This is a genomic window from Deinococcus alpinitundrae (genome assembly GCF_009982895.1).
GTDB classification, from domain to species: Bacteria; Deinococcota; Deinococci; order Deinococcales; family Deinococcaceae; genus Deinococcus; species Deinococcus alpinitundrae.
In genome coordinates, this window is record NZ_WXZL01000155.1 from 1 (window position 1) to 339 (window position 339).

The 339-nt window shown below is 29.5% G+C and carries 1 protein-coding gene; it reads right to left on the reverse strand.

Features of this window, described 5'->3' with window-relative positions; genetic code table 11:
• Positions 1 to 339: HAD family acid phosphatase (locus GUI70_RS25460; protein ID WP_202630577.1), on the reverse strand; the 339-nt coding region annotated here is incomplete at both ends.

Genomic DNA, 339 nt, shown 5'->3' on the forward strand with positions numbered 1-339 from the left:
TTAATAGAATTTTTACGTAATTTATCTTTTGTTTTATCACTAGCTTTATAGTTATTGTTATAAATTGTAGCTTCCCAACTACCATACATTGGGTTAGGGAAAATGATATATTTCTTACCAAAATCATCTTTATGTTTTTCGATTAAAGCTTCACGAGATTCAGCTGTTGCTTCTTTTGGATCTGTAAAGTCTAATAAATTGTCTCCAAATAGCATGACAAGTTTATGATCTTTTTGAACCTTTTGTCTGCGTGATTCTTTACTCTTATCATCTTTACCTTTTAGTAAAATATGACTCTTCTTAGCTTGAGGGATACCTTGTTGTTTTAAGTTCTTTTGT